The following is a 24,929-nucleotide window of genomic DNA, read 5'->3' as shown; positions in this document are numbered from 1 at the left end:
GGGGCGTCACGGGGCGGTCAGGGGCGGTCAGGGGTTGACGAAGACCGGCATGGAGAAGAAGACGATCATCGCGATCGCCACGCACAGCAGGAAGCCGACCACTTCCCACACCCAGTCGTAATGACGGTTCTTGCGGCGGCGCTGCTTCTTCGGGCGCGGGGTCACCTCGGGGCGGCGCTTGGTGACGGGACGGGCGCGTACGGGACGCGGCGCGATCAGCGACGCCTCCTGCCATCCCGCCTCCAGCCCGACCTCCCGCCCGGCCCGCTGCCCGGCCTCCCACCCGGTCTCCCGCGCGGCCTGCCGCCCGCCCCGCCGCTCGGCCCCGCGAAGAGCGTCCTGCCCGGATCGCTGCCCGGATTCCTGCCCGGATTCCTGCGCGGTCCTGGTCTTCTGGCCGCTGCTCCACGGGGTCTCGCGGGCGGGCCGGGCCGAGGGCTCCGGGGTGGCGGGGCGCTCGGGCATGCGGTAGACGGGCTCGCTCGCGGGCCTGCCCTTGGCCGGCCTGTCCGGGGCCTTGCCGCCGGTCGCGCGGTGGCCCGGCTTGCCCGTCCCGCCGGACTTCTGGGGCCGGTCGGACGGGCGGGAGCGCGGCTTGAACAGCGGCGCGGCCGGCTCGCGGACCGGCTCGTCCGTCCGAGCCGCCCCTGAGAACATCTCGGGCAGGCGGCGGAACTCCTCGGGCGTGGGCTGCGGCTCCAGCGACGGCTGGAGCCGGTCGCCCCGCGGCGGGACCGGCCGGGCGGGACCCTTGTGGAGGAGGACGTCACCCGTCATGTACGGATCCGGCGCGTCCTTCGGCAGGATCACGTCACCCGTCGCGAACGGGTCGGCCGCGTTGGGCTCGGGCTGGGCCAGGTAGAACGGCCGCTCGACCGGCTGCCCGCCCGACGTACCGGACCAGGCGAGGATGTCACCGGCGTCGCGCGGATCGCGCGCGGACCCGCCGAGCGGACCTCGGCCGGCCCGCGGGTCCTTGAAGGCGCGGGTCGAGCCGAGCGGGTCGCGCAGCGGCACGCCGGGATCGAGCACGTCGCCCGGCGGCCTGAGCGGATCGCGCAGCTTCGGCATCGGCGCCGTGGTGGCGTCGTGCTCGGGCCGGTGCGACGGCGCGGGTGGCGTCAGCAGCTCGGCCGGGAAGATCACCGTGCTGGTGGCCGGGTCGGCGTCGGCCAGCGGCTGCGGCCAGACGGGCGGGCTCGGCCAGCGCGGCTTGGTGAACAGCGGGCCGGGCGCGGCCGGGCGCGAGCCGGCGAAGTGGATGCGCAGCGCACCTGGCGGCTGCGGCCACGGCAGGCGGCCCAGCACGTCGGGCAGCGGCGCGACCCGCAGGGCGCCGTACACGTCGGCGATCGGCTTGGGCAGCCGGACCCCGGTGGAGGCGAGCGCGGTGCCCAATGCCTGCCTGAGCTGGTGTCCCGCTCCGACCGCCAGCTCCTCGGCGGTGTCGGGCGCGACGTCGAGCACCCAGGCCAGCTCAGCCTTGCTGAGCCCGCACACCGCGCACAGCACGAGCACCTCGCGCTGGTGCGGGCGCAGCTCGCGCAGGGAGCGCTCGACGAGCGCGGTGGCCGGGTCGATGAGCGGGTCGACGGTGGGGGGAGAGTAGACGATGTCCCTGCGGTGGATCTCGCGGCGCGCGAACGCGTAGAGCGCGGCACGCGGCGGAGCGGTGGCCGGGACGCCGTTGAGCACGGACGCCAGGACGTCGGACGCCGCGCCGAGATCCCCGAGCTGGTCGGCGCAGTACGCGAACAGCCCGGCGGCGTGGCGGTCGTAGAGCTCTGCGATCAGTTCGGCGCGCTGGCGCTGATCGGTGAGCGGCTGAGACACGTGGCCGGTCCCTTGCTGGATGCGGACGCTGGGGAGTGTGAGGCGCGTCAGGAGGTGTGAGCTGATGCGTCAGGATTCGTGAGGGTAATCATGCCAACTGGCGTGGTCCGGCGCACTACCAGATGCGGAATTGCCAGGAATATCCGGTCTTTACGCAGGTTTTCAGTGATGCGGCAAGTGAAGCGTTTCAGGAAAACCCGGGAGGACAGGCCGGTCAGAGTCGCCGTAGTCTGTGGGTCCAGCAGATCATGCGGCGGTCGTGGCACGGGGGCTGCGGCGCTGCCTCCCGAAGCCCGAAGCGAGAGTTCGCGCGTGATCACATTCGAATCCGTCACCAAACGCTATGCCGATGGCACGGTAGCCGTCGATCACCTCGACCTAGAGGCGCCCACGGGCGAGATCACCGTGCTCGTCGGCCCGTCTGGCTGCGGAAAGACGACGTCCCTGCGGATGATCAATCGGATGATCGACGCCTCGGAGGGCCGCATCCTCCTCGACGGCGTCCCCGTGCAGGGCATCGACCCGCCGACGCTGCGGCGCGGCATCGGCTACGTCATCCAGCAGGCCGGTCTCTTCCCCCACCGCAAGATCGTGGACAACGTCGCGACCGTCCCCTACCTGCTCGGCTGGGACCGCAACAAGGCCCGCTCCCGGGCCATGGAGCTGCTCGAACGCGTCGGGCTCGACCCGGCGCTGAGCCAGCGCTACCCGTTCCAGCTCTCCGGCGGGCAGCAGCAGCGCGTGGGCGTGGCGCGGGCGCTGGCCGCCGACCCGCCGGTGCTGCTCATGGACGAGCCGTTCAGCGCGGTCGACCCCATCGTCCGTACGAGCCTGCAGGACGAGCTGCTGCGGCTGCAGAGCGAGCTGAACAAGACGATCGTGTTCGTCACCCACGACATCGACGAGGCCATCAAGCTCGGCGACCGGGTGGCGGTGCTGCGGGTGGGCGGCAAGCTGGCCCAGCTCGCCGACCCCAAGACGCTGCTCGCCGCGCCGGCCGACGACTTCGTCCAGGAGTTCCTCGGCCACGACAGGGGCATCAGGCGGCTGCAGTTCGTCTCCACCGAGGGGCTGCCGCTGCGTACGGACCTGACCGTGCCAGAAGACTCGACGGCGGCCTCGCCCGAGCCCTGGCTGCTCGTCGTGACCGGCGACGGCCGGCCGGTGGGCTGGCGCACCGGCGAGCCGGGCGGCGAGCTGGAGCCGTTCGGCACCTTCCGGCACGGCCGCGACAGCATGCGCACCGCGCTCGACGCGGCGCTGCTGTCGCCGTCCGGCTACGCGGTGGCGCTCGACGCCGACGGCAAGGTGGCCGGCGTGGCCACCCGGCAGGCACTTGACGAGGCGCTGGCGGAGGCCGCAGATGGGTGACGGTCCTCCCTCCCTGTGGGAGTGGATCGGGCGCAACTGGGACACCGGCCGGGTCGACAGCATCAGCAACCTGCTCACCGACCACCTCGTGATGTCGTTCATGCCGATCCTGCTCGCGCTGGTCGTGGCGCTGCCGCTGGGCCTGGCCTGCGCGCGCTGGCGCTGGCTCTACCAGCCCACCTCCGGGCTGATGAACGTCATCTACGCGCTGCCTTCGCTGCCCGTCTTCATGCTGCTGATCTCGGTGACCGGGCTGTCGCAGACCACGGTGATCATCCCGCTGGCCTTCTACGGCACGGCGGTGCTCATCCCCGCCGTGGTGGACGGCCTCGACTCGGTGCCCGACCACGTCCGCCAGTCGGCCGTCGCCATGGGCTTCACCCCGCTGCGCCGGCTGCTGGCGGTCGAGCTGCCCATCGCGGTCCCCGTGGTGCTGGCCGGTCTCCGGGTGGTCGCGGTCTCCAGCATCAGCCTGGTCAGCGTGGGCGCGCTCATCGGGCAGGGCGGGCTCGGCGGCCTGTTCACCCGGGCCTACCAGAACCCGTTCATGCCGCCGGTCATCACCGGCATCGTGCTCATCGTCGCGCTGGCGCTGGTCGCCGACGGCCTGCTGGTCCTCGCCCAGCGACTGCTGACCCCCTGGGTGCGCGCACGAGAGGGGACCGCGTCGTGACCTGGCTGACCTCCTTCTTCGGCTGGCTCGGCGACTTCTTCGGCGACCCCGCCAACTGGTCGGGCACCGGCGGCATCCCCGCCCGCCTGCTCGAACACCTGGAGTTCTCGGCGCTCGCGCTGCTGCTCGCGGCGCTGATCGCGGTGCCGCTCGGCCTGCTGATCGGCCACACCGGGCGGGGCGAGGTGCTCGTCGTCGTCACCGCGAACCTGGCCAGGGCGCTGCCCACGCTGGGGCTGCTGGTGATGTTCGTGCTGCTGCTGGGCACCGCCTCCATCTGGCCGGTGATCATCCCGCTGGTGCTGCTGTCGGTGCCGCCGATCCTGGTCAACACCTTCGAGGGGATCAAGGGGGTCGATCCCGAGCTGCGCGACGCCGCGTACGGGATGGGGCTGCGCGGCGGGCAGGTGCTCGGGCGGGTGCTGGTGCCGGTGGCGCTGCCGCTGATCCTGCTGGGCTGCCGGTTGTCGGCCATCCAGGTCGTGGCCACCACGACGGTCGCGGCGTACACCGGGCTCGGGGGCCTCGGCCGTTATGTCATCGACGGTTTCGCGACCAAGGATTACGCGAGCGTCGTCGGTGGTTCCGTACTGATTGTGCTGTTCGCGCTCGTCGTGCAGGTGCTGTTCGCTCTCGCCCAGAGAGTGGCGGTCTCTCCGGGGGTGAGCCGGCGCCTGAAGGTTCGCTAGGTTTTGCTGTATAACCTCCCGCTAAGAAGGGAAAAGTCATGAGACGCACGTACGGCATCGCGGGGGTGCTCCTGTCGGCGATGCTCGCGCTGGCCGCCTGCGGTGGGGGTGGCTCCCCCGGGGGCAACCCGCTCGACACGACGAGCGCGGCCCCCTCCGGCTCGGCTTCCGGCGCGGGAGGCAAGGCGATCGTCGGCTCCTTCGACTTCGACGAGAGCGTGCTGCTCGCCTCCATCTACGCCCAGGCGCTTGAGGCCAAGGGCGTGCAGGTGGAGGAGAAGCCGCGCATCGGCAGCCGCGAGGTCGTCTACGACCAGGTCAAGAGCGGCGGCCTGACGATCGTCCCCGAGTACAACGGCAACCTGCTCGCCTTCGTCGACATCAAGGACACCTCGGTGACCACCGACGAGGTGAACGCGGCACTCAAGCAGAAGCTGCCGGCCGAGCTCGAAGTGCTCGACTCCTCGCCGGCCGAGGACAAGGACAGCCTGTCGGTCACCAAGGACACCCAGGCCAAGCAGTCGCTCAACACCATCGAAGACCTCGCCAAGGTCTCGAAGGACATGGTGCTGGGGGCTCCGCCCGAGTTCAAGAAGCGCTGGGAGTCGCGCTTCAAGGAGGTCTACGGGCTGGAGTTCAAGGAGTGGAAGCCGACCGGCCCCACCACGGCCGACGCGCTCAAGGACGGCTCCATCCAGGTCGGCAACGTCTTCACCACCGACCCCAAGATGACGACGAACGACCTGGTGCCGCTCGAGGACACCAAGAACATCTTCGCCGCCCAGAACGTGACCCCGCTGCTGCACAAGGCGTCCGCCGACGACACGATCAGGACCACCCTGAACGGCATCTCGGCCAAGCTGACCACCGACTCGCTGCTGCAGATGATGCAGAAGATCTCGGTCAACAAGGACGAGCCCGCTACGGTGGCCAAGGAATGGCTGACCGGCAACGGCCTCGCCTGAGCGCCGTCACTTACGTCAGGGGCCTCCGCACGCGCGGAGGCCCGGCCAGTTGCACGGCGGGGCGGGCGGCGCCGTGAGCGAGCTGTTCACGGAGGCGATGGCGCAGCTCGCGGCCGGCGTGGCGGTGGTGACCGCGCGCGACGGGCGCGACGACATCGGCACCACCGTGTCGGCGCTGATGTCGGTGTCGCTGGATCCGCCGCTGGTGCTGGTGAGCCTGGCCAGCCGCGGCTACCTCAACGAGGTGCTGCTGCGGCAGGACCGCTGGGCCGCCTCGCTGCTGTCGTCCGGGCAGGCGGCCGTCGCCAGCCGCTTCGCCACCGCGGGCCGGCCGAGCGCCCGCCTGCTCGTCGCCGGCACCCCGCACCACCGGGGGCCGCACACGGAGGCGCTGGTCGTCGAGGGCGGGGTGGCCGCCGTCGAGGCCGAGACCACCAAGGTCGTCGCGGCCGGCGACCACACGATCTTCATCGCCGCCGTCCTCGCCGTCGACTACGTCGACGCCACCAAGCAGCCGCTGGTACGCCTGCGCGGCCGCTACCGCTCCACCGGCTGAGAGTTTGCCGTGAGCGGCAGCCTCAGCTGATCCGGTACCACGAGGGCAGGAGGAGCGGGCCGCCGGCGGGCAGGCCCAGCTCGGCCGAGAGGCGCGCGAGCGGCCCCCACGCGTCGAGCCGGATCCTGGCCAGCGCCGCCGACTTGTCCTCGCTGGACTCGGGCCCGCGCAGCCGTTCGAGCGGGTTGAGCCGGGGATAGGTGCGTACGGGAGCGTCGTCGGCCAGCCCCGTGCGCTTCCTGGCCAGCGCCAGCGCGTCCTCAAGGCCGCCCAGCTCGTCCACCAGCCCGTTGGCGTGCGCGTCGGCGCCCGTCCAGACGCGGCCCTTGGCCAGCTCGTGCGCCCGCTCCGGGCTGAGGTCGCGGCTGCGGGCCACCTTGCCCACGAAGTCGTCGTAGATGCGGTCGAGCCAGGCGTTCACCCGCTCCCACTGCTCGGGCGAGAAGCCGCGCGAGGAGGAGAACATCCCGGCGTTGGCCCCCTCGGCCAGCAGCTCGGAGTTGACCCCGATCTTCTCCAGCAGCTCGGCCAGCACCGCCTTGCCGCCGTAGACGCCGATCGAGCCGGTCAGCGTGCCCGGCTGCGCCACGATCACGTCGGCGGCCATCGACACGAAGTAGCCGCCCGAGGCCGCCACGTCGCCCATCGACACGATCACCGGCTTGACCTTGCTCGTCAGCGTCACCTCGCGCCAGACGGTGTCGCTGGCCACGTAGGAGCCGCCGGGGCTGTCGACCCGGAACACCACGGCCTTGACGTGCTCGTCCCGCCGGGCGGCGCGCAGCGAGGCGCTGATCGTGTCGGACCCCATCGCGCCGCCGCCACCGAGCGGGCTGCGTCCGCTGCGGCCACTCTTGATCATGCCGGTGCCGTGGACGAGCGCGATGCCGTCGGCCATGGGCTGGGGCAGCTTGCGTACGGAGGCGCCCTTGACGTAGCGGGAGACGTACAGGAGGTGGGCGTCCTCGCCGGCGGCGCGCTTGAGCTCGTCGTAGACCTCGTCGCGGTAGGCCAGCCCGTCGACCAGCCCCGCCTCCTTCGCCTCGGCGGCGGTGAACGGCCCGCGGTCGATCAGCTCGCGCACCTTGCCGGGGTCGAGCCGGCGGCCGTCGGCGATGCCCGCGACGACCGTCTCGGTGACCGACTCGAGGAGGCGGGCCGCCGACTCGCGGTGGGCCTCGGTCATGTGGTCCTGGGTGAAGGTGTTGACGGCCGTCTTGTACTCGTGCCGCTGGCCGGCCTCGTAGCCGATGCCGAGCTTGGTCAGCGCGCCCTTGACGAACCGCTGCTCCATGGCGAGTCCGGTCAGCCCGACGTCGCCGCTCGGCTGCAGGTAGAGGCGCTCGAACGCGGTGGCGAGGTAATAGGGGACGGTGCCGCCGCCGAACTCGCCGAACGTCTCCGCGTACGCGACGGTCAGCTTGCCCGACGCCCGGAACCTGATCACCGCCTGGCGCAGCTCCTGCACCATGGCGAGGCCCAGCGGGTTGCCGCCGATCTTCACGACCAGCGCCCTGACCTTCGGGTCCTGGCGGGCCCGTTTGAGCCCGGACAGGATGTCGGCCAGGCGCGGCTTGCGCATCGACAGCACCGCGGCGAGCGGATCGGACGGCGGGCCCTCGGTGAGGCCCTCGGTCAGGTCGAGCTCCAGCACCAGCGGGGCCGTACGCCGCTGGCGGAGCTTGCCGACGGTTTCGAAGATCGCCTTGCCTGCGTCCATAGAAGCCACCCTAAGCGACACAATTCGAAATGCGGCCTTGCCGGACCAGGGGTTCCCCGGCTCACACCCGGCTCACATCGTGAGGACGACCTTGCCGGTCGCGTGCCCCTCCTCCTGGTAGCGCATCGCGGGCCGCAGCTCGTCGAACGCGTACGTGCTGTCGATCACCGACCGCACCTTGCCGTCCTCCATGAGCCCCGCCAGCTCGTCCAGGTTGCGGCGGATCTCGGGGCAGCCGACCACGTTCGCCACGACGGCACGCTGCGAGACGAACGTGGACGCCGCGACCGTCCCGATGAGCTGCCCCATCGGCTGCACCCACCGCCCCGGCGAGCCGCCGATGAGCACGCACACGCCCTTGGGCCGCAGCACCCGCCGGCACTCGCGGAACTTCCTGTTGCCCGCGATGGAGAGCAGGGAGTCGTACGGCCGGCCGCCCCTGGTGAAGTCCTCCTTGGCGTAGTCGATCACCTCGTCCGCGCCGAGCGTGCGCATCAGGCCCGCGTTCCTGCCGCCGCACACGGCCGTGACGTGCGCCCCGTACGCCTTGGCGAGCTGCACCGCGAACGTGCCCACCCCGCCCGACGCGCCGTTCACCAGCATCCGGTGCCCCGGCCTGACCTTGGCGTGGTCGCGGATCGCGAGCAGCGCCGTCATGGCGGCCAGCGGCACGGCCGCCGCCTCCGCGAACGACAGGTGGTGCGGCTTGCGCGCGACCTTGTCCGCGGGGATGGTGACGTACTCGGCGAACCCGCCGCCTTCGGGCATCGACCACACCTCGTCGCCCGGCGCGAACTCCGTCACCCCCTCGCCGGCCGCGACCACGACGCCGGAGACGTCCGCGCCCAGGACGCTGAGATGCGGCCGGCGCAAGCCGAGCGGGCCCACCAGGCGGGCCATCAGCGGCTCGCCGCGCATCAGGTGCCAGTCCCAGGGCTGGACGGACGCGGCCTTGACCTGGACCAGGACCTCGCCTGGGCCGGGGGCGGGGCGGTCGAGGTCGGTGAGGTCGAGCACGTCGGGGGAGCCGTACCGGCGGAGGACCCAGGCCTTCATCGCGCATCTCCTTCTGCTGGTTCGCTGCGCTGACGGCCTCAGTGTGAGTGCGCGACCAGGGGCGGCGTAACGGCCGTAAGCGGGACCGTCCGGCAGCCGAAAGTACGACGGGCGAGCCCGCCGAACGGCCCCAGGGAACGGGCCCCTGGGCCGATGCCCCCGTGCGGTCCGCGCGGCCACCATCGCGGCATGAGAACTCCAGGTGGATGGGCGGTGCCCGCCGGGCTGATCGCGTTGGGGCTCGTGCCCGTGGTGGCCGGGGTGCTGCGGGTGGGCAACCTGCCGGGGGAGGCGGCGCATGGGGTGCCGCTGGCGCTGCACGTCACGGCCTCGCCGCTCTACACCGTGCTCGGCGCCTTTCAGTTCGCGCCGCGCTTTCGGCGGCGCAGGCGCGGATGGCATCGGGTGGCCGGGCGGGTGCTGGTCGTGGCGGGGCTCGTGTCGGCGCTGTCGGCGGTGTGGATGACGCTGTTCGCGCCGCTCCCGCCGCGCGACGAGGGCCTGCTCACCGCGTTCCGGCTGGTGTTCGGGACGCTCATGGCGGTCGCGCTCGTCCGCGGCTTCGCCGCCATCCGGCGCCGGGACGTCCGCCGGCACCGCGCCTGGATGACCCGCGCGTACGCGCTCGGCCTCGGCGCCGGCACGCAGGCGTTCACCCTGGGGCTCTGGGAGGCGGCGGCGGGAGCGCCGGATGCCTTCGCCCGCGCCCTGCTCCAGGCCGCTGCCTGGATGATCAACCTGGCCGTCGCCGAGTGGGGGATCCGCAGGTCAGCGCCGCACCCGGCGGGTCTCGTACGCCCACATGGCGATCTCCACCCGGTTGCGGACCCCGAGCTTGGTCATCAGGCTGGCGACGTGACTCTTGACCGTGCTGAGTGAGATGTGCAGCTCGTCGGCGATCTCGCTGTTCGTCCGCCCGCGTGCCACGGTGAGCAGGATCTCCTCCTCCCGCTCGGTCAGCGGCTCGACCGGCTGCGCGAGCGGCTGGGCGGGCCCCGTGCCGGCGAACGTGGACAGCAGCCTCGCCGTGACGTTCGGGGCGATGAGCGCGTCGCCGGCCGCGGCCGCGCGTACGGCCTGGGCCAGCAGGTCGGGCCCGGCGTCCTTGAGCAGGAATCCGCGGGCGCCGGCCCTGAGCGCCGCGTAGACGTACTCGTCCAGGTCGAACGTCGTGATGACGACCACCGCGAGGGGGTCGGCCACGTCGGGCCCGGCCAGCCGCGCGGTCGCCTCGATGCCGTCGCAGCTCGGCATGCGGATGTCGAACAGGCACACTTCCGGCCGCAGCCGCCTGGCCAGCTCGACCGCCCGCGCGCCGTCCCCCGCCTCGGCGATCACCTCGATGCCGGGCTGCGCGTCGAGGATCATCCGCAGCCCCGTACGCGCGATCTCCTGGTCGTCCGCGACGATCACCCGAATGGGCTCGCTCACGCCTGTCCTCCCGCCCACCGCTCCGTCCGGCTCGCGGCCGGTCGCCTGCCGAGCTCCGCCTGAGGTCCTGAGCGCGGCAGCACGGCGGTGACCGTCCAGCCGCGGCCCGGGTTGGGTCCCGCCTCGCAGGTGCCGCCCAGCAGGTCGGCGCGCTCCGCCATGCCGAGCAGGCCGTACCCGGACGAGATCACGGGACGGCCGGCGGTGCTGTCGCCGTCGTCGCTCACCTTCACCCGCACCGACGTGTCGTCCACCGTCACCCGCACGTCGATCCTGGTGGCGTGCCTGGCGTGGCGGCGGGCGTTCGTGACGGACTCCTGGGCGATCCGGTAGACCGCCGCGCCCACCGACGGCGGCACGCCACCGAGGTCGCCGTCGATCTCCAGCACCACGACGGGCCCGGTGCCGGACGGTCGTCCCGCGAGCTGTTCGAGGTCGGCGAGGCGCGCGTTGGGCGTCCGCTCGGCGACCTGGTCCCTGCGCAGCACCCGCACCATGGCGCGCATCTCGGCGAGCGTGCGCGACGCCTCGGCCTCGATCACCCGCAGCGCGTCCACGGCCGCTCCCGGATCGGTGGCGGCGGTCGCGATGCCCGCCTGCGCCCTGATCGCCATCGCCGAGACATGGTGGGCCACGGTGTCGTGCAGGTCGCGGGCGAGTTGCTCGCGTTCGAGCAGCTTGACCTGGTCGAGCTCGCGCATCCTGGCCCGGGTGAGGAAGCGGAAGGTCGCGCCCAGCGCGAACACCGCGAACACGGCGCTGAACGCCCCGAGCACGTCACCCGGCGCGATGACGCCGGAGACGGTGGCGGTGAGCACCGCGAGCACCATCAGCCCGAGCGCGGCCAGTGCCTCCCGCCCGCTGCCCCAGCGGGCGGGCGCGTGGAGCAGGAGCAGCACGTACGCCGACGCCGTCAGCCCCGACGGGTCGGCCCCGGTGGTGAGCTGGATGAGGCCCGTCAGCACGATGGGCACGGCCAGGGCGAGCAGCGGATGGGTGCGCCGCACGAGCAGGGTGGGCAGCAGCGCCAGCGCGAAGATCATGGACAGCGGGCGGTGCTGCAGGTCGTCCCTGAGCAGGCCCTCCAGCACGATGGCCGGCACGAGCAGGCCCACCAGCACCCAGTCGTGCCACACCCGGCACGGGGGATCGGGCGGGCGGGGCTCGCTCCAGATGGAGCGTAAGAAGCCGGGCACGTGCACATCGTACGTTCCCGCGCGCCGCCGGAGGACTCAGCCCCCGGCGGCGAGGTGACAGGACCGGTCACCACCGGTGCGCTTGAGCGCCGGTAGCAGCTGCTCCGCGCTCAGAGCCGGGGGTCCATGCCGGCCTGCGCCGTGGTGGTGGCGCGTTCCAGGTCGATCCTGGAGGTGACCACCGGCGTGCCCGAGGCGTCGAACTGGATCGCCGTCCCGGTGTCCCGCAGCCGCTGCAGGCTCTGCGCGACCGTGAAGTCCGGGTTGGCCTGGCGCAGCAGCGCGAATGCCCCCGCGACGTGCGGCGCGGCCATCGAGGTGCCGCTCTTGTCCCCGTACGCGTCGTCGGGCACCGCCGAGTTGATGGCCACGCCCGGCGCGAAGAGGTCCAGCAGCGGCCCCCTGTTCGTGAACGAGGCCAGCCGGTCACCGTCGTCGGTCGCCCCCACGGCGATGGCTGTGGAGATGCAGGCCGGCGAGGCCACCGCGTTGGCGAACCCGCTGTTGCCGGCCGCGACCACGGGCGCCACGCCCAGGTTCACCAGCGCGTCGAACTCCGGCTTGACGCCCGCGGCGGTCGGGTCGCTGTCGCACGCCTCCGAGTACGGCGTCCCGCCGCCCAGGCTCATGTTCACCGCGGCGACGTTGTGCCTCCTGACCACCCGCGAGACGTACTCGAGCGCCAGCTTCTGGTCGGAGGTGTAGCTGAGGAAGCAGGGCGCGGTGCTGCCCCGCAGCGCGCAGGTCAGGGCGTTGTCCACCCGGCTGAACACCTGGATGGGCAGCAGCCGCGCCTCGGGGGCGACCCCGTTGGCGGGCGCGCCCTCGGTCATCTTGCCCGCTGCGATGCCCGCCACGTGGCTGCCGTGCGAGCACGCGTTCTGCCCGTTGACCAGGCACTGCGCGGTCTCGGCGTCGGCCGCGCCAGGCCCGGTCTGGCTGGGCTGGTTGTTGGGGCAGAGCGAGACCGTGCCGTCGGTGGCGCTGGCGGAGGAGAAGCAGGCTTCGTCCACGATGCGCCCGGTGAAGAACGGGTGGTCCCGGTCGATCCCGGTGTCGAGCACGGCGATGGTGGTGCCGGTGCCGTTCCAGCCCGCCGCGTTCGCCCGGTTCGAGCGGATCAGGGCGGTGCTGACGTCGAGAAAGGGCATGCTCAGCTCGTCCTTGTAGACCGAGTGCACGCGATCGTCCTGCTTGAGCTTGTCGAGCGTGCGCCGGTCCACCTCGGCGACGAAGAAGTGCGGTGAGCCCGTCGCCTCGACGATGCGGCTGCCGTCGGACGCCTGCTCCAGGTCGGCGGCCACCGCCTGCACGCTCTGACCTGGTTTGAGCTGGATGATGGAGCGGACCCGGCTCTTCGCCTGCACCTCCGAGGCGAGTGCCGGGCTGATGATCGGATCGCCCGTGTCGGCGGCGTCGGCGTGGAATGCGGGGGCCGCATAGAGCACGGCTGATGTCAGGGCCAGCGTCGCCGCGCCGGCCAGCAGAGACCGTAGCCTCACTTGTTCCTCCCGGAGGCTGGAGCCGTGAAGCGCGTCCGGCTCCCGGCTGATTACAGCCGCTACCTCCCCGCCTGTGACAACTGTGATGTCAGTGACGTATGTGAGGCAGAGAAACGATGGAGGGTTCTTTACGGGGAATCGGGAGAAGAGAAGAAGGCCGGTCCACATTCGACCGGCCTTCTCGCTACATGTGGCTATTTGACGGTTTTGAGGATGTTCGCGGTGGCTTTCTTCAGCGCCTTCGCGGACGGCTTGCTCGACAGGCGCACCTTCTCCGCCGCCGTCAGCGCCTTGGTGCCGTTCGTGCCGTGCGCCCAGTTCAGCCAGGCCGTCAGCAGCGCGCCGTCCAGCTTCGCCTTGCCGCTGCTCGTCCCCTTGATCACCCGGTACGCCTTGCCCAGCGACGACGCCTTGGTCAGCTCGGGGAACACCTTGCTCGACTTCGCGATCAGCTTCAGGTAGCAGGTCAGCGTCTCGTCGGACAGCTTGCCGCTGCTGCGGTGCAGCTCCACGGCCCACGCCTTGGCGCTGAGCTTCTTGGCCCCGTTTTCGGCTGCGGTGCCCCGCGTGCAGACGGCCGCCGCCGGCGCCGCGGGCGTCGCCGTCTGCGTCACGGTCACCGTGACCGTCACCGTCGGCAGCGGTACGGGGCTGGGCGGCGTCGAGGGCTGGTCGCCCGGCTCCTCCGGCTGCGGCGTGGGGCCGCTGCTGTCGGTCGGGTCCGGCTCCAGCTCGCCGGGCGGAGACCCGGGCGCCGGGCTCTGCGAGACGGGCGGCTGCGTGGTGGCCCCCGCGATGGCCGCCGCCAGGTCCAGGCGCGGCGTGGTGACCTGGGCGCCGGCGGCCTCGTACACGTACGGGCGGCCGGTGGTCCTCAGCTTCTCGATCAGCTCGGTCATCGGCACGTCGGGGTTCGCCTCGCGCATCAGCGCCAGCGCGCCCGCCACGTGCGGGGTGGACATCGAGGTGCCGCTGTAGGCGGTCGTCGCGTCGTCCGGCACCGCCGAGGTGATGTCCACGCCCGGCGCGAACAGGTCGAGCAGCGGGCCCCGGTTCGAGAAGTCGGCGATGCGGTCCTCGTTGTCGTTCGCGCCCACCGCCACCGCCGTCGAGACGCAGGCCGGGTGCGCCACGCCCTCGTAGTACTCGTTGCCCGCAGCCACCACGGTCGCGATGTTCCTGGCCAGCAGGGCGTCGATCGTCTCCTTGAAGACGGCGCCCTCCGGCTCGGTGTCGCAGCTCGTGTCGTACAGCCAGCCGCCCAGGCTCAGGTTCACCGCCGCGATGGGCTTGGCGACGTTCAGGTCCCGTACGTACTCAAGAGCCCGGCGCAGCGACGACTCGTACGCCATGAGGCAGGCCGCCTCCCCGCACAGGTCCTCGTCGTTGATCCGGCTGAACACCTGCACCGCCACGATGCCCGCGCCCGGCGCGACGCCGCCGGTGCCGGCCGCGATGCCCGCGACGTGCGAGCCGTGGTCGCACATGTTCACCGAGCCCAGCAGGCACTTCGGCGTGGTGGCCGAGGCCGCGTCGCCGTCGAGCTGTTCGGTCGCGCCACTCGGGCAGAGCGACTCGACGCCCGCGTCCTCGGTCGCCGAGAAGCACGCCTGGGCCAGGATCCGGCCCTGGAACCACGGGTGGTCCACGTCGATGCCGGTGTCGATGACCGCCACGGCCTGGTTCGCGCCGGTGTTGCTGCCCTGGTGCACCTGGTCGGCGCCGATCAGCGAGAGGTTCGGGGTGACCTCGGCCGGGCTGTAGAGGCGGTCGCGGTGGATGGAGGAGACGCGCGGGTCCGCGGCCAGCTTGGCCAGCTCCGCGGCGGTGCCCTCGACCACCATGAACGGCTGGTCCTGCGGCTGCAGCAGCACGTCCACGCTCTCGGCTGCGGCCTGGGTGGCCACGGGGGCGTGCTGGGCCGGGTCGGTCAGCTCGACGATGGCCCGCTCGGTGCCGCCGTCGACGCCTAAGCCCTCCTCGACCTTCTCCTCAGGAGTCTTGGGCGTCTCCTGTGGCGGCGGAGGCGTCTCCTCAGGGGGCGGCGGGGTGGCCGGCGGGGTGGCCGGCGGTGTGACGGGCGGGGTGACCGGCTGGGTGACGCCCGGGGTGGGCGCCGGCGTCGGATCGGCGTACGCCGGGCCCGCGAGCGGCAGCAGGGCCAGCGCGATCGAGGTCACGAACAAGGGGCGGAATCGCACGCGTCCTCCGAGAGGGGATGATCTCGGAGTTTAGGGTGATTTTCCGGGCAGGCACAGGCCCCCGCCCCGCTTTCTCACCGAACTTTCAGCAGCCGCCCCTCAATCGTTCAGCCGGCTGCCCGGGTGCGTGAGCCAGACCGCGCCGAGCGGCGGCACCCGCAGCGTCGTCGAGTACGGCAGCCCGTGCCACGGCTCGTCCCCGGCCTCGACCAGCCCCATGTTGCCCACGCCGCTGCCCCAGTAGTCGTAGGCGTCGGTGTTGACCATCTCTGTCCACTGCCCCGCGTACGGGAGCCCCAGCCGGTAGTTCTCGTGCGGCCCGCCACTGAAGTTGACCACGCACGCCACCGCCGACCCGTCGTTCGCGTAGCGGACGAACGAGAACGTGTTACCCGAGGCGTCGTCGGCGTCGATCCACCGGAACCCCTCCGGCTTGGAGTCCTGCTCCCACAGCGCGGGGGTCTCGCGGTAGATCCTGTTGAGGTCGCGGACCAGCCGCTGCACGCCCTGGTGCCCGTCGAACTCCAGCACCCACCAGTCGAGCCCGCGGCTCTCCGACCACTCCGAGCCCTGACCGAACTCGCCGCCCATGAACAGCAGCTGCTTGCCCGGATGCGCCCACATGAACGCCAGCAGCGCCCGCAGCTGCGCGAACCGCTGCCACTCGTCGCCGGGCATCTTGCCCAGCAGCGAGCCCTTGCCGTGCACGACCTCGTCGTGGGAGAGGGGCAGCACGTAGTTCTCCGAGTAGGCGTACAGCAGCGAGAACGTCATCTTGTGGTGGTGGTACTGGCGGAAGATCGGCTCGTGGCGCAGGTATTCGAGCGTGTCGTGCATCCAGCCCATGTTCCACTTGAAGCCGAAGCCCAGCCCGCCCAGGTGCACCGGCCGCGAGACCCCCGGCCAGGCCGTCGACTCCTCCGCCACGGTCGAGATGCCGGGCGCCTCGCGGTAGCAGACCGCGTTCATCTCCTTGAGGAACTCGACCGCGTCGAGGTTCTCCCTGCCGCCGTAGACGTTCGGCGTCCACTCGCCCTCGCGGCGCGAGTAGTCGAGGTAGAGCATCGAGGCCACCGCGTCCACCCGCAGGCCGTCGATGTGGAACTCCTTCAGCCAGAACAGCGCGTTGGCCACCAGGAAGTTGCGCACCTCCCTGCGGCCGAAGTCGAAGACGTACGTGCCCCAGTCGGGGTGCTCGCCCCTGGCCGGGTCGGCGTGCTCGTACAGCGGGGTGCCGTCGAAGCGGGCCAGCGCCCAGTCGTCCATCGGGAAGTGCGCGGGCACCCAGTCGAGCAGCACGCCGATGCCGCGCTGGTGCATGCGGTCCACGAAGTGGCGGAACTCGTCGGGCGTGCCGAACCTGGCGGTCGGAGCGTAGTAGGAGGTCACCTGGTAGCCCCACGAGCCGCCGAACGGGTGCTCGGCCACCGGCAGCAGCTCCACGTGGGTGAAGCCCAGGTCGGCGGCGTACTCGGAGAGCTGGTCGGCCAGCTCCACGTACGACAGGCCGGGCCGCCACGACCCCAGGTGCACCTCGTAGATGCTCATCGGCCCCGTCTGCGGCTGCTGCTCGCGCCGCTCGACCATCCAGGCGTCGTCCTGCCAGCTGTAGTCGGACTTGTCGATCACCGAGGCGGTCATCGGCGGCACCTCGGTGCGCCGCGCCATCGGGTCGGCCTTGTCCCGCCACACGCCGTCGGCGCCCAGGATCTGGTACTTGTACCGCTGCCCGGCCCCGAGCCCCGGCACGAACAGCTCCCACACCCCTGAACGGCCGAGCGAGCGCATGGGGTAGGCGGTGCCGTCCCAGTGGTTGAAGTCGCCGACCACCCGGATGCCGCGCGCGTTGGGCGCCCAGACGGCGAACGCGGTGCCCTCGACGTCCTCGTGCTCCATCACGCGGGCGCCGAGCGCCTCCCACAGCCGCTCATGCCGTCCTTCGCCGATGAGGTGCAGGTCCACCTCGCCGAGCGTCGGCCAGTGCCGGTAGGGGTCGAGCATCTCGATCGGCTCGCAGCCCTGATACTTCACGCTCAACGTGTACGCCGGCACCTTGTCCAGCCCCGGCACGGTCACCTCGAACACGCCGTGGGCCTGGTGTTTCAGGTCGTGGGCAGAGCCGTCCTCGAACACCACGCGCACCCGCTCGGCGAGCGGGCGCAGTGCACGGAACACCACCCCGCCGCTGACGGGGTGCGCTCCGAGCACGGAGTGCGGGTCGTGGTGCGCGCCGCCCGCGAGGCGGTCGAGCTCTGTCCTCATCGGCATGCTCCCAACACTGCCCTATGATGACCGTTCCTCCCAGGCACTGCCCGCTTTCACCCTGACAATCACTGCAAGTGCGAAAAACAGGGGTTGTTCTTGGGTTTAGACAAAAGGTGCAACAGGGACGCTTTCCGGCGTTGCCCGCTAAAAGGTGTCCTCCAGGGGGAGGGCGGCGCCCGCCGCCAGGGCGGTCGCGAACGCCTCCTGGCCCAGCGCCGTACGGACGGCCGCCGAGATCCGGTCCACGTCACCGCGCTCGCCCGGCGGCAGCGGCGCGCCCACCGACTCCCTGAGCGCGGCGGCCCGGCCGAGCAGCCGCGCCGCCTCCTCATGGCGGCCGCCGAGTGCCCGCGCGCCCGCCAGACCTTCGAGGGCGAGCGCCGTCGCCCGCGGGTCGCCGACCTTGCGGGCCATCGCCAGGCCCTGGAGCTGCAAGTCGAGGGCGCCCGCCGGGTCGCCGCGCTGCTCGGCCACGAACCCCAGCTCGGCCAGGATCAGCGCCGCCCCCGGGTCGCCCGCCACGTCCGCGACCCAGCCCAGCCAGGCACGCAACCGCCGCTCCGCCTCATCGAGCCGGCCCTGCCTGCGCGCGCTCATCGCCAGCCCCAGCTCGGCGAACTCCTCGGCGGGCCGGTTCGACTGCGCCACCGCCAGCCGCCTGGCCCGCTCGTGGTGGTCGTCCGCCCGAGCGTGGTCGCCGGTCAGCAGCGCGACCCGGCCCAGCCTGGACAGCGCGTCCGGCACCGTGCTCCACAGGCCCAGCTCCTCCGCCAGCCCCAGCACCTCGGTGCGCAGCGCCGCCGCCCGCTCGTAGTCGCCGGTGATCTCGGCCAGCGTCCCCAGGTTCTCCGCCGCCCGCAGCTCGCCCCACCGGTCCCCGGCCGCCCTGAACACCGCCAGCCCGCGCTCGGCGTGATCGCGTGCGGTGCCGAGCTCGCCGAGCAGGCCGGCATGCCGCCCGAGCACCGTCAGCGCGGCTGCGGTGCCCCACTCGTCGCCCAGCTCGCCGAACTCCGCCAGCGCCGCCCGCATGAGCCCCACGCTCGCCGACAGATCGTCGTACCCGTACAGGGCGTGCCCGACGAACCACCGCACCCGCGCCCGCCGCCCCCGATCGGCGATCTCCTCGAACCGCAGGCGATCCACCGGCACGAGCCTGCCTGCCAGCAGCGTCACCCCCGCCAGCCACCCTTCGGCCTCCGCCGCGCCGGAGCCGTCCGTGCCCAGGGACAGGGCCGGGGACAGGGCCGGGGACAGGGCCGGGGACAGGGCCGGGGGCAGGGTCAGAGACAGGGCCGACTCCAGGGCGCGCCTTGCCTCGCCGAGTCTTCCGCGCAGCACCCAGTACCAGGCCAGGGAGTTGACCAGGCGCAGCGCCTCGGCCGCCGCCCGTGTCCTGACCGCCGTCTCCAGCGCCGCCCGCAGGTTCGCGCCCTCGGCGTCGAGGCGGGCCAGCGCCTCCCGCTGGCCGTGGCCGCGCAGGTGCGGCTCCAGCCGTTCGGCCAGGGCGGCGTAATGACGTACGTGCCGCAGCCGCACCTCCTCCAGCTCCCCGGCCGCCTCCAGCCGCTCCACGCAGTACGCCGCCACCGACTCCAGCAGCCGGTACCGCGCCTCGTGCGGCGCCGTCCTGACCACGAGCGAGCGGTCCACCAGGCGGGCCAGGAGGTCGAGCACGTCGAGGCCGGGTTCGGCGCAGACGTCCTCGGCCGCCTCCAGCGTGCAGCCGTCGGCGTGCACGGCCAGGCGGCGCAGCACCACCCGCTCCGCGTCCGTCAGCAGCTCCCAGCTCCAGTCGATCATCGCTCGCAGCGTGCGCTGCCTGGCCGGCGCGTCGCGCATCCCGGAGGCGAGCACCCTGAACCGGTCGTCCAGCCGCTCCACGAGCTGCCTGGGCGTCAGCGTGCGCATCCGCGTGGCGGCCAGCTCCAGCGCGAGCGGGATCCCGTCCAGCCGCGCGCAGATCTCCGCCACGTGGGAATCGGGGGCGACCGAGGCGCGGGCGGTGAAGAGGGCGACCGCCGCGTCCAGGTCCAGCGGGGGCACGGCGTAGACCGCCTCGCCCTCGATGCGCAGCGGCTCCTGACCGGTGGCCAGCACCCGCAGGTCGGGCGCGGCCCGGAGCAGGCGGGCGGTCACTTCGGCGACTTGCTCGATCACATGCTCGCAGTTGTCCAGCACCAGCAGCGTGGCCCGGCCGGCCAGGGCGGCGGGCAGACGGTCCTGAAGCGAGCCCGGGACGCCGTCGCGGGGCCCGGGCGTGTGGTTCTGGAGGGTGTCCGGGGTGTCGTCGCGTAGGCCGAGCACGGCGGCGATGGCCTCCGCGACCTCGACCACCCGCGCCTCAGGCCGGAGCGCGGCCAGTTCGACGAGCCAGGCGCCGTCGAAGGGCGTCTCGTGCCGAGCGGCGGCGGCCAGGGCGAGGCGGGTCTTGCCGACGCCTCCGGGGCCGGTGAGGGTGACAAGCCGGTGATCGCGGAGGAGAGCGCGCACCTCGGACACCGCCGTTTCCCGCCCGACCAGGGGAGTCAGGGGAGCGGGGAGGTTCGTGCGGGGCGGAGCCTCGGGTGGCAGCGCGCCCGGTCGCACGGCGGTCGAACCTCGGGTGGGCGCGCTCGCGAGGGTCGGGTCCTGGCGGAGGACGGCTTGGTGGAGGGCCGCCAGGTCGGGGCTGGGGTCCAGGCCCAGCTCGTCCTTGAGGCGACGGCGGAGGTCCTGGTAGGCGTCCAGCGCCTCGGTGGGGCGGCCGGCGCCGTTGAGGGCGCGCACGTGGGCGGCGCGCAGGCGCTCCCGCAGCGGATGGGCGGTGATGAGGCCGGGGAGATCGGCGGCGACCAGCGCGTGCTCGCCCAGCCCGAGACGGGTCTCGGCCAGTTCCTCGTACGCCACCAGCCGCTGCTCGTCGAGCCTGGCCACGGCGGAGACGGCGAAGGGCGCATCGGCGAACTCGGCGTAGGCCGGGCCCCGCCACAATCTGAGCGCCTCGCGCAGCAGGGCGGCGCGTTCGTCGAGGGCGGCGGTGTGCCGGGCGCGCCGCAGCAGCGACTCGAACAGGGCGGCGTCCACGGACGCGGGCTCGACGCGCAGCGCGTACCCGGGCGGCCGGTACGCGACCAGCTCCCGCTCACCCAAGGCCCGGCGCAGCTGCGACACCTTGACCCGCAGCGCGGCGGAGGCGTCGGCGGGCGGCCGCCCGCCCCAGAGGTCCTCGACGAGCCGGTCGGCGGAGACGGTACGCCCGGGGTCGACCAGCAGCCTGGCCAGCAGCGCGCGGACCTTGACCTCGGGCACCCGCACCGCACGCCCGTCCGCCGACCACACCGCGAGCGGCCCCAGCACCCCGAACCGCATCCGAAGAACCCCCATAACCAACTCAGAACCCGACCATAACCGCCCACCAGCAGCCTGGATCCCGACGCAACATCCTCATCCCTAAGGAACACTGAAATGTCGGAAAATATCTCCGTTCTGGGCCTCGGCCTCATGGGCGCCGCGCTCGCCAAGAGCCTGCTCGCCGCCGGCCACCAGGTCACGGTCTGGAACCGTACGCCCGCCAAGGCCGCCCCCCTCGTCGCCGAGGGCGCGAAGCAGGCGGCCACCCCGGCGGAGGCGGTGGCGGCGAGCGAGCTGGTCATCGCCTGCCTGCTCGACAGCCGGTCCGTGACGGCCACGCTGGAGGGCGCCGAGCTGCAGGGCCGGATCATCGCGAACCTCACCACCAGCCGCCCCGCCGAGGCCCGCGAGGTGGCCGCCCTGGTGACCGAGCGCGGCGGCGACCACCTGGCCGGCGGCATCATGGCCGTCCCTCAGATGATCGCCACGCCGGGGGCCCTCATCCTCTACAGCGGCTCCAAGACCGCCTATGACCGCTACGAGCAGGCGCTGTCCGCCATGGCCCGCCCCCAGTACACGGGCGCGGACCCTGGGATGGCGCCGCTGCTCGACCTCGCGATGCTGACCGGCATGTACGGCCAGATGGCCGGCTTCCTGGAGGCCGCCGCCCTGGTGCGCTCGGCGGGCTACCCGCTGCGGGACTTCACCGCCGGCCTGCTGGTCCCGTGGCTGAACGCGATGGCCGCCCAGCAGCCGGCGTGGGCGGAGAAGATGGAGTCGGGCGACCACGGCACCGACGTCTCCAACCTGGAGATCAACAGGTCCGGCGTGGCGAACCTGGTGCGCGCGTTCCGCGAGCAGGGCGTGCGGCCCGACCTGCTGCTGCCGATGCAGGAGATCCTGGAGCGCCGCGTGGCGCGCGGCCTGGCGCACGAGGGCCTGTCGGGGCTGGTCGAGGAGCTGGTCTCGGACTGACGGCGGTCGTGGACCGGCGGCGGTCTCGGACTGGCGGCGGTCTCGGACTGGCGGCGGTCTCGGACTGACGGCGGTCACGCCGCGCGCGGGCGGAAGGCGGCCAGGGGGATCGGCATCCAGGTGGGGCGGTTGCGGGCCTCGTACACGACCTCGTACACCGCCTTGGACAGCTCGAACGCCCGCAGCAGCGCCGCGTCGGCGGCGTTGATGACGCCGCCGCCCTCGGTGTAGCCGTCGAGGAAGGCGGCGCGGTTGCGGTCGGCCCACTCCTGCGCCCGGGGCTCCAGCCGCTCGGCTTCGGAGTTGCCGAGCAGCAGGTGCCGGGCCGCGTAGTCGAACGAGCGCAGCATGCCGGCCACGTCACGCAGCGGCGAGTAGAGGGCGCGGCGCTCGGCGAGCGGCTGTCCTGGTTCGCCCTCGAAGTCGAGGATCACCCAGTCCGTCGGCGTGCGCATGACCTGTCCGAGATGGAAATCTCCGTGAACCCGTTGCACGGGCACCTCGGTGGTGAGCAGTTCCACCTGGTGATAGGCGGCCTCAATGGCACTCACATGCGGCCGCAGCTCGGGCACCTCGGCCACGGCCCGCCCGAGCCGCCGCCTGAACCCCTCGGCCATGCGCTTGACCTCGTGGATCTCGACGACGCTCGTGGGGAAGGCGGCGGCCAGCTCGTGGTGGACGCGCGCGGTGGCGACCCCCAGCCGCAGCGCCTCGGCCGCGAAGTCGCCTCCTGCCTCGCCGGCCGGCACCTCGGGCAGTGAGGCGTACAGGTCGCGCACGCTGGCCAGGGCGAGGTCCCAGCCGTCGTTGGCGGGGGTGAGGAACTCCTGCATGATCGCGAGCGTGGTGTCCGTGCCGTCGAGGTCGGCCTCGATCCACCCGTACGGCTGCGCGATGTGCGGCGCGTTCCTGGCCGCGAGCGCGGTGATGATCTCCAGCTCGGGGTTGACGCCGGGGATGAGCCGGCGGAAGAGCTTGCAGATGTACGCGTCCCCGAACACCAGCGAGGTGTTGGACTGCTCGGCCCCCAGCACGAGACTGCGCGGCGAGGTGTCCACGGTGTGCCCCGGCACGTGCCGCAGGCGCAGGCCGTTGCGGGTCCCGTCGGCGGCCATGCCTTCGAGCAGCACGTGCATCAGGTCGCTGTCGTGGACCGCGTCGTAGAGGTAGGTGGTGTCATGGGTGCCGATGAGGGCGTGGGAGAGCCGATCCGGCAGGTCGTCACGCTCGCCCAGCAGCAGCTGGTAGCGGTCGCGCGAGCCGTCCTGCCAGACGGCCACGATGAGGTGCCGCAGCCCGGCGGCGAGCTCGACGTCCGCGTCGATCGACAGGTCGTCGATCGGGCGCCCCTTGCCGCCGAACCAACGCTGACGGCTGATCCATGCGGCAAGGAGCTCATCAAGCACGCCCTACTCCTCCTGGGTGATGGCCGGCGGGAGTGTGAACCAATAGAACCCATGCCCGGGAAGCGTCAAAAGATACGGAAGCTCGCCAATTGCCGGGAATGGAACGCCGCCCATGGTCTCCACGGGCGACACGCCGACGAACCTGCGCAGGTCGAGCTCCACCGGCTGCGGGAAGCGTGACAGGTTGTTCACGCACAGCATCCGGTCGTCGCCCAGCTCCCGGACGAACGCCAGCACGCTGGGGTTGGAGGAGTTGAGCTCGGCGTAACCGCCCAGCCCGAAGACCGGGTGGCGCTTGCGGATCTCGATCATGCGGCGGGTCCAGTGCAGCAGCGAGCCCGCGTTCTTCTGCTGGGCCTCCACGTTGATGGCCTGATAACCGTAGATCGGGTCCATGATGACCGGCAGGTAGAGCCGGCCGGGGTCGCAGTCGGAGAAGCCGGCGTTGCGGTCGGGGTCCCACTGCATGGGGGTGCGCACGCCGTCGCGGTCACCGAGCCAGATGTTGTCGCCCATGCCGATCTCGTCGCCGTAGTAGAGCACGGGGGAGCCGGGCAGCGACAGCAGCAGCGCGGTGAACAGCTCGATCTGGTTGCGGTCGTTCTCCAGCAGAGGGGCCAGGCGGCGGCGGATGCCGACGTTCGCCCGCATGCGGGGGTCTTTGGCGTACTCGGTGTACATGTAGTCGCGTTCTTCGTCCGTGACCATTTCGAGGGTGAGCTCGTCGTGGTTACGGAGGAAGATCCCCCATTGGCAATTTTCCGGAATTTTCGGTGTTTGGGCCAAAATTTCGGAAATGGGGAAGCGGGATTCCCTGCGGACGGCCATGAAGATCCGGGGCATCAGCGGGAAATGGAAGGCCATGTGGCATTCGTCCCCACCGCCGACCGGGTCGCCGAAGTACTCCACCACGTCCGACGGCCACTGGTTGGCCTCGGCGAGCAGCACCCGGTCGGGGTAGAGGCGGTCCACCTCGGCCCGCACCTGCTTGAGGTACTGGTGGGTCTTCGGCAGGTTCTCGCAGTTGGTGCCCTCCTCCTCGAAGAGGTACGGCACCGCGTCCAGCCGGAACCCGTCGATACCCAGGTCCAGCCAGAACCGCAGGACCTCCAGCATCGCCTCCTGCACGTCCGGGTTGTCGTAGTTGAGGTCGGGCTGGTGGTGGAAGAACCGGTGCCAGTAGTACTGGCCGCGTACGGGGTCGTACGTCCAGTTCGACGTCTCGGTGTCGATGAAGATGATCCGGGCGTCCTGGTACTTCTCATCCGTGTCGGACCAGACGTAGAAGTCCCCGTACGGCCCCTCGGGGTCGTGCCGGGACGCCTGGAACCAGGGATGGGCGTCGCTGGTGTGGTTCATGACCAGGTCGGCGATGACCCGCATGCCGCGTTTGTGCGCCTCGTCGACCAGTCGTACGAAGTCCCCGAGATCGCCGAACTCGGGCAGGATCTTCATGAAGTCCGAGATGTCGTAACCGCCGTCGCGCAGCGGCGAGTCGTAGAGCGGCAGCAGCCAGAGGCAGTCGACGCCCAGCCATTGCAGGTAGTCGAGCTTGCTGATGAGGCCCTTGATGTCGCCGGTCCCGTCGCCGTTGGAGTCGGAGAAACCCCGGATCAGGACTTCGTAGAAGACCGCGCGCTTGTACCAATGGGGATCGCGCGGTTTCTCCTCGTCAAAGGTGTTGGGAATGGGTGTGGAGCTCATGAGCCGCCTCGCAGGAGGCTCATGAGGGAGGCGCTTTCACACACGTCGAAGAC

General features: G+C 71.9%; 18 protein-coding genes. 7 read left to right on the top strand and 11 right to left on the bottom strand.

The window, feature by feature from the left end; genetic code table 11:
- Positions 1-27 precede the first annotated feature (27 nt).
- Positions 28-1,833 (bottom strand): hypothetical protein, encoded by a 1,806-nt coding sequence (locus AB0K12_RS19130; RefSeq protein WP_364562405.1) that lies wholly within the window; start codon positions 1,831-1,833, stop codon positions 28-30.
- 312 nt (positions 1,834-2,145) lie between these two features.
- On the opposite strand from AB0K12_RS19130, the gene AB0K12_RS19125 reads away from it, so the two are divergent.
- The 5 genes from AB0K12_RS19125 (at position 2,146) to AB0K12_RS19105 (ending at position 6,087) form a co-directional block, all read left to right on the top strand.
- A complete protein-coding gene (locus tag AB0K12_RS19125) occupies positions 2,146-3,204 on the top strand; it encodes an ATP-binding cassette domain-containing protein (protein WP_364562402.1) in 1,059 nt (352 codons plus the stop codon).
- On the top strand, positions 3,197-3,877 hold the full coding sequence (locus AB0K12_RS19120; RefSeq protein WP_364562398.1) for an ABC transporter permease subunit: 681 nt from the start codon (positions 3,197-3,199) through the stop codon (positions 3,875-3,877). The genes AB0K12_RS19125 and AB0K12_RS19120 overlap by 8 nt, the downstream gene beginning before the upstream one ends.
- Positions 3,874-4,566, top strand: a complete 693-nt coding sequence (locus tag AB0K12_RS19115) for an ABC transporter permease (protein ID WP_364562395.1) — start codon at positions 3,874-3,876, stop codon at positions 4,564-4,566. The genes AB0K12_RS19120 and AB0K12_RS19115 overlap by 4 nt, the downstream gene beginning before the upstream one ends.
- 38 nt (positions 4,567-4,604) lie before the next feature.
- The gene (locus tag AB0K12_RS19110; RefSeq protein WP_364562393.1) at positions 4,605-5,531 is read left to right on the top strand and encodes an ABC transporter substrate-binding protein; all 927 of its coding nucleotides are present in this window, start codon (positions 4,605-4,607) and stop codon (positions 5,529-5,531) included.
- 73 nt (positions 5,532-5,604) lie between these two features.
- Positions 5,605-6,087: a flavin reductase family protein gene (locus AB0K12_RS19105; protein ID WP_364562390.1), complete on the top strand. Its 483-nt coding sequence runs from the start codon at positions 5,605-5,607 to the stop codon at positions 6,085-6,087.
- A gap of 22 nt (positions 6,088-6,109) precedes the next feature.
- Here the strand turns inward: AB0K12_RS19105 and sppA are convergent, their stop codons facing one another.
- Both sppA and AB0K12_RS19095 read right to left on the bottom strand, forming a co-directional pair.
- Positions 6,110-7,807 carry a signal peptide peptidase SppA gene (sppA, locus tag AB0K12_RS19100; RefSeq protein WP_364562387.1) on the bottom strand — a complete coding sequence of 566 codons (1,698 nt, stop codon included), beginning with the start codon at positions 7,805-7,807 and terminating at the stop codon, positions 6,110-6,112.
- Positions 7,808-7,879: 72 nt separating this feature from the next.
- Entirely contained in the window at positions 7,880-8,863 is a 984-nt protein-coding gene (locus tag AB0K12_RS19095; protein WP_364562384.1) for an NAD(P)-dependent alcohol dehydrogenase, read from the bottom strand.
- A gap of 189 nt (positions 8,864-9,052) precedes the next feature.
- Here AB0K12_RS19095 and AB0K12_RS19090 point away from each other — a divergent pair, with 189 nt between their 5' ends.
- Positions 9,053-9,742, top strand: coding sequence for a DUF2306 domain-containing protein (locus AB0K12_RS19090; protein WP_364562381.1), 690 nt, complete (start codon positions 9,053-9,055; stop codon positions 9,740-9,742).
- Here the strand turns inward: AB0K12_RS19090 and AB0K12_RS19085 are convergent.
- From AB0K12_RS19085 to AB0K12_RS19060, 6 genes are all read right to left on the bottom strand, one after another.
- Positions 9,632-10,294, bottom strand: coding sequence for a response regulator transcription factor (locus tag AB0K12_RS19085; protein ID WP_355414585.1), 663 nt, complete (start codon positions 10,292-10,294; stop codon positions 9,632-9,634). The genes AB0K12_RS19090 and AB0K12_RS19085 overlap by 111 nt on opposite strands.
- Positions 10,291-11,490: a sensor histidine kinase gene (locus AB0K12_RS19080; RefSeq protein WP_364562376.1), complete on the bottom strand. Its 1,200-nt coding sequence runs from the start codon at positions 11,488-11,490 to the stop codon at positions 10,291-10,293. The genes AB0K12_RS19085 and AB0K12_RS19080 overlap by 4 nt, the downstream gene beginning before the upstream one ends.
- Positions 11,491-11,600: 110 nt before the next feature.
- A complete protein-coding gene (locus AB0K12_RS19075) occupies positions 11,601-12,992 on the bottom strand; it encodes a S8 family serine peptidase (protein ID WP_364562373.1) in 1,392 nt (463 codons plus the stop codon).
- A 194-nt stretch (positions 12,993-13,186) separates the two neighbouring features.
- A complete protein-coding gene (locus tag AB0K12_RS19070) occupies positions 13,187-15,193 on the bottom strand; it encodes a S8 family serine peptidase (protein WP_364562370.1) in 2,007 nt (668 codons plus the stop codon).
- A gap of 99 nt (positions 15,194-15,292) precedes the next feature.
- A complete protein-coding gene (glgB, locus tag AB0K12_RS19065) occupies positions 15,293-17,455 on the bottom strand; it encodes a 1,4-alpha-glucan branching protein GlgB (protein WP_364562367.1) in 2,163 nt (720 codons plus the stop codon).
- A 147-nt stretch (positions 17,456-17,602) separates the two neighbouring features.
- Positions 17,603-20,809, bottom strand: a complete 3,207-nt coding sequence (locus AB0K12_RS19060) for a BTAD domain-containing putative transcriptional regulator (RefSeq protein ID WP_364562364.1) — start codon at positions 20,807-20,809, stop codon at positions 17,603-17,605.
- A gap of 96 nt (positions 20,810-20,905) precedes the next feature.
- Between AB0K12_RS19060 and AB0K12_RS19055 the strand changes: the two genes are divergently transcribed.
- The gene (locus tag AB0K12_RS19055) at positions 20,906-21,766 is read left to right on the top strand and encodes an NAD(P)-binding domain-containing protein (RefSeq protein WP_364562361.1); all 861 of its coding nucleotides are present in this window, start codon (positions 20,906-20,908) and stop codon (positions 21,764-21,766) included.
- Positions 21,767-21,840: 74 nt separating this feature from the next.
- Here the strand turns inward: AB0K12_RS19055 and AB0K12_RS19050 are convergent, their stop codons facing one another.
- Positions 21,841-23,172, bottom strand: a complete 1,332-nt coding sequence (locus tag AB0K12_RS19050; RefSeq protein WP_364562358.1) for an aminoglycoside phosphotransferase — start codon at positions 23,170-23,172, stop codon at positions 21,841-21,843.
- A 3-nt stretch (positions 23,173-23,175) separates the two neighbouring features.
- Complete coding sequence (treS, locus tag AB0K12_RS19045) at positions 23,176-24,876, bottom strand: maltose alpha-D-glucosyltransferase (protein ID WP_364562355.1); 1,701 nt, start codon at positions 24,874-24,876, stop codon at positions 23,176-23,178.
- Positions 24,877-24,929: the final 53 nt, after the last annotated feature.

Source organism: Nonomuraea sp. NPDC049419 (assembly GCF_040676995.1).
Lineage (GTDB): Bacteria > Actinomycetota > Actinomycetes > Streptosporangiales > Streptosporangiaceae > Nonomuraea > Nonomuraea salmonea.
Note: the sequence above shows the minus strand (reverse complement) of the source record. Positions and strands in the feature narration are given on the sequence as shown.